This is a genomic window from Allobosea sp. ASV33 (genome assembly GCF_016428755.1).
Taxonomy (GTDB): domain Bacteria; phylum Pseudomonadota; class Alphaproteobacteria; order Rhizobiales; family Beijerinckiaceae; genus Allobosea.
Map to the genome: position 1 here is coordinate 1 of NZ_JAELTI010000175.1, position 4,024 is coordinate 4,024.

Sequence of the window (4,024 nt, forward strand, 5' to 3'; positions counted from 1 at the left end):
GGCCCCATACCGGCAAGCGGCATGCCAAGATGGTTAATCCAGGCAAGATATTGATATTGTTGAATATCGACCGAAACACACCCCCCACCGGCACCCGGCACGGGCTGCTGCAGCGGCAAGAAACGCCCGGCAAATTCTGCCGCCCTTAACGACGCGTTAACCGTAACTGGCGAAGGTGTCCTCAGGGGCGGCAGAAGGCGGCCCGACGGCCCGGGGCGCGTGACGAGATGGCGAAGAAAGCCAAGAAGGAAGAGGAAGGCGCCTCCGGCGAAGAGGCGCCGAAGAGCAAGAAGAAGCTCTTCATGATCATCGGCGGCGTCGTGCTGCTGGCGGCTGCCGGCGGTGGCGGCTGGTTCTTCCTGAAGAAGCCCTCGCCCGAGCAGGTCGCAGCCGCCGAAGCCGCGGCCAAGGCCAAGAACCCCGTCGCCTTCCTCGACATGAAGGACATGATGATCAGCATGTCCAACGGCGGCCAGCAGGACCGCCAGCCGGTGATGAAGATCAAGGTCGTGCTGGAAATCGCCAACGCGAAGGCCGCCGACGAGGTCAAGCCGCTGCTGCCGCGCGTCGAGGACGCCTTCCAGGTCTTCATGCGCGAGCTGCGTCCCGCCGATCTCGAAGGTTCGGCCGGCATGTTCCGCCTGAAGGAAGAGCTGCTGCGCCGCGTCAACCTGACCGTCTACCCGGCCAAGGTCGACGCCGTGCTGTTCAAGGAATTGCTGGTCCAGTGAGCCGAAACCCGGCTGACCGCACCGAGATGACGGCGGAACCATGAGCACCGAGCGCGACAAGAACACGCCGAGCGACGAGCCGCTGACCCCGGAAGGGATGGCGGCCGGCTGGGCGGCGATGCCTGACGTCATCGAGGAGGATGGCGAACAGGAAGGCGGTACCGACCGCCTGATGTCGCAGGAAGAAATCGACACGATGCTCGGTTTCTCCAGCGGCGACGACGGTACGTCCCGCAACGGCATCCAGGCGATCGTCGATTCCGGCTCGGTCGCCTATGAACGCCTGCCGATGCTCGAAATCATCTTCGAGCGTCTGGTGCGGCTGCTCTCGACCAGCCTGCGCAACTTCTTCACGGACAATGTCGAGGTCACGCTGGAGAGCATCCGCTCCGTGCGCTTCGGCGACTACGTCAACTCGATCTCGCAGCCGGCCCTGCTCTCGGTGTTCAAAGCCGAGGAATGGGACAATTTCGGCCTGATCACCATCGAATCCGCGCTGATCTATTCCGTTCTCGACGCGATGTTCGGCGGCAAGCGCGGCCAGCCGGCGCCGCGCATCGACGGCCGCCCCTTCACCTCCATCGAGATCCGGATGGTCCGCCGCGTCATCGAGCTCGTCCTGAGCGACGCCGAAGCCGCCTTCAAGCCGCTCTCGCCGGTGCGCTTCAATGTCGACCGCGTCGAATCCAATCCGCGCTTCGTCTCGATCTCCCGCCCCGCCAACGCCGCCATCCGCGTCGAGCTCAAGTTCGACATGGAAGGCCGCGGCGGCGCGCTGCACATCGTCCTGCCCTACGCCACCATCGAGCCGATCCGCGAACTGCTGCTCGAAAGCTTCATGGGCGAGAAGCTGGGCCGCGATCCCATCTGGGAGAACCATCTCGCGACCGAGGTCTGGCAGGCCGATGTCGACGTCACCTGCGTGCTGCACGAGACGCAATTGCCCCTTAAGCGCGTCATGAAGCTGGAGATCGGCGACACGCTGATGTTCGACGCCCGCCCGGATTCGATCGTCTCGCTGCGCTGCGGCGACTTCATCGTAACCGAGGGCCGGATCGGCCGGGTCGACGACAAGATCGCCGTGCAGGTCGTCAACCCCTTGCGCCGCTCCAAGACCACCATCGCCGCTTTCGACAGCCTCGCCAGCCATCTCGGCGCCACGACCTAAGAGGGCCCATGACGATCAACCTCATCGCCGACGTGCTGGTCGCCAGCCTTCTCGTCGCCACCATCATCACCTGCTTCATCCTGACCAAGCGCATCGAGCGCCTGAAGACGGACGAGGCCGGCATGCGCCAGACCGTCGGCGCCCTGATCACCGCGACCGACAATGCCGAGCGCGCCATCGCCGGCCTGAAGTCGACCCTGGGCGATTGCGATCGCACCCTGGAAGACCGCCTGCGCACCGCCGAGCGCTACGCCGCCGATCTCGCCGCCCAGGTCGAGGCCGGCCAGGCGGTGATGGAGCGCATCGGCCAGATCGTCAGCGCCGCGACCCTGGTCGGCGCCAAGGAGGCGGCAGCCGAGACGCCGGCGGCGGCGCCCCCGGTTTCGCGCCTTGAAAGCGCGGCCCAGTCCGCCGCCGCCATCCGCGCCCGCGCGGCACGCCGCCTCGAGGAACAGGCTGCGTGATCGAACGGCCCCGCCTCCTGCCGGCAGTGATTCTCGGCGCCATGGGTCTCCTGGCGCTGAAGCTGCTTGCCTGGACGGCGGAGCCCGCGCCCGGCCATATCCCGGCGGCCGCGCCGCTTTTCGCGCAGGCCGCGGCCAAGCATCCGGGCAAGACCCCGCCCAACGTCTTCGATCCCGAAACGACCGGCTCCGTGCCCGCTCCCGACCCGAAGAAGGAGCAGGAGAAGAAGGACGCGGACGCCAAGGCCGAAGCCGCCCGCGCCGCCAACCCCAACAACAAGGCCGGTATCATCAACGGCACGGCCCAGCCGGTGTCGCCTGCCGAGAAGGCGATCCTGGAGCGCCTAGGCGAGCGTCGCGAAGAGCTGGAAGGCCGGATGCGCGAGCTCGAGATGCGCGAACGCCTGCTGAACTCCGCCGAGAAGAAGCTCGACGGCCGTGTCGGCGATCTCAAGGCCCTCGAAGAGAAGACCAGCGGCCCCGGCGCCGGCAAGGCCGCTGCCGAGGAGGCCAAGGCGATCAAGAACCTCGTCATCATGTACGAGTCGATGAAGCCGAAGGACGCTGCCCGCGTCTTCGACCGGCTGGGTCTCGACGTGCTGGTGCCGGTGGTGCAGCAGATGAACCCGCGCAAGATGTCCGAGGTGCTGGCGGCGATGGCGCCCGACCGCGCCGAGAAGCTGACCGTCGCGCTGGCGACCAGCGGCCGCAGCGCCAGCGTCGAGCGCGTGACGAGCGAAGCCTCCCTGCCGGGCAACGAACTGCCCGCAATCGCGCCGCAGCGCTGAGGCGTCAGCGCGATTTGACCAGGGCGAGAGCGAGTTCCGTTTTCGGCACGGTCTCGGCCGGCGGCGAATCGCCGGGCAGATGGCGCCGCACCTTCGCTACGAGCTGGTCGAAACCGTTATCGTAGGGCGAGAAGCGGATCGGCGGCCCGTCGAAGCTCGCGATCCAGACATAGCCCGTCCACTCCACGCCGAACCGAGAGAGCTCGTTCCACGACAGCTGCCGCTCCTGCAGGAACATCGTCCGGCGCTCGATCCGCTTGCCGTTCCAGCGCAAGCGCTCGGTGATGGTCTGAAAGGCCAGCAGCAGCGTCACCAGCACGAAGAAGACGGCGATCGGAACCGGCGCCTTGCCAGCGGCGGCGACGAGGGTCAGCACAGCCGACACGATCACTCCGGCGACGAGCCCGAACCAGAAGAACGGCCCCGGCGTCAGGTAATTCCAGTCGCCGTTACGCTGCGCGCGCCGCCGCTGGAAACAGGACGCGAGCGCCAGCATCATCCCGAAGGCCGGAACGAACAGCGCGATCTGGCTCAGTGTCGACATGCAGCCTCGCCGGCAACGGATGCAGCGGTTGAAACGTAGCGGATGCCTGGGGCAGCGGCAAAAGCGACTGGGCATGATGGCAAACAAACCCTGTCTGCCATGGCTCGGCAGCCCGCCGCGGGCGGCCGCGTTAACGCGCCATTATGCTTGACGCGATAGCGTCCCGGGGTGGACCGGCATGCCAGGACGGTGTCGCCGCGCCGCGTTGTCGCGTTGGGTCGAGTATCACCGTTTGCGTCTGTCGCGCTCCCTCGCCTTCGGTATCGGGCTGGCCGCTCTCGCGCTTGCCGCCGGCCTGGAGACGCCTGCCTTCGCGGCCGGTGCGAATC

General features: G+C 66.9%; 5 protein-coding genes. 4 read left to right on the plus strand and 1 reads right to left on the minus strand.

Annotation, left to right across the window (positions count from 1 at the left end; translation table 11 throughout):
• Window positions 1-227: 227 nt before the first annotated feature.
• Genes fliL through JHD80_RS26775 form a run of 4 tightly spaced genes read left to right on the plus strand, consistent with a single transcriptional unit; the run spans window position 228 to window position 3,151 of the window.
• Window positions 228-731 (plus strand): flagellar basal body-associated protein FliL, encoded by a 504-nt coding sequence (fliL, locus tag JHD80_RS26760; protein WP_199093553.1) that lies wholly within the window; start codon window positions 228-230, stop codon window positions 729-731.
• 40 nt (window positions 732-771) lie between these two features.
• Entirely contained in the window at window positions 772-1,899 is a 1,128-nt protein-coding gene (gene fliM / locus JHD80_RS26765) for a flagellar motor switch protein FliM (protein WP_199093555.1), read from the plus strand.
• Between the two features lie 8 nt (window positions 1,900-1,907).
• Window positions 1,908-2,363 carry a DUF6468 domain-containing protein gene (locus tag JHD80_RS26770; protein WP_199093557.1) on the plus strand — a complete coding sequence of 152 codons (456 nt, stop codon included), beginning with the start codon at window positions 1,908-1,910 and terminating at the stop codon, window positions 2,361-2,363.
• A complete protein-coding gene (locus JHD80_RS26775; RefSeq protein ID WP_199093559.1) occupies window positions 2,360-3,151 on the plus strand; it encodes a MotE family protein in 792 nt (263 codons plus the stop codon). Before JHD80_RS26770 ends, JHD80_RS26775 begins: the two co-directional genes overlap by 4 nt.
• A 4-nt stretch (window positions 3,152-3,155) precedes the next feature.
• Here JHD80_RS26775 and JHD80_RS26780 read toward each other — a convergent pair whose 3' ends face one another.
• A complete protein-coding gene (locus JHD80_RS26780) occupies window positions 3,156-3,695 on the minus strand; it encodes a hypothetical protein (protein ID WP_199093561.1) in 540 nt (179 codons plus the stop codon).
• Window positions 3,696-4,024 lie beyond the last annotated feature (329 nt).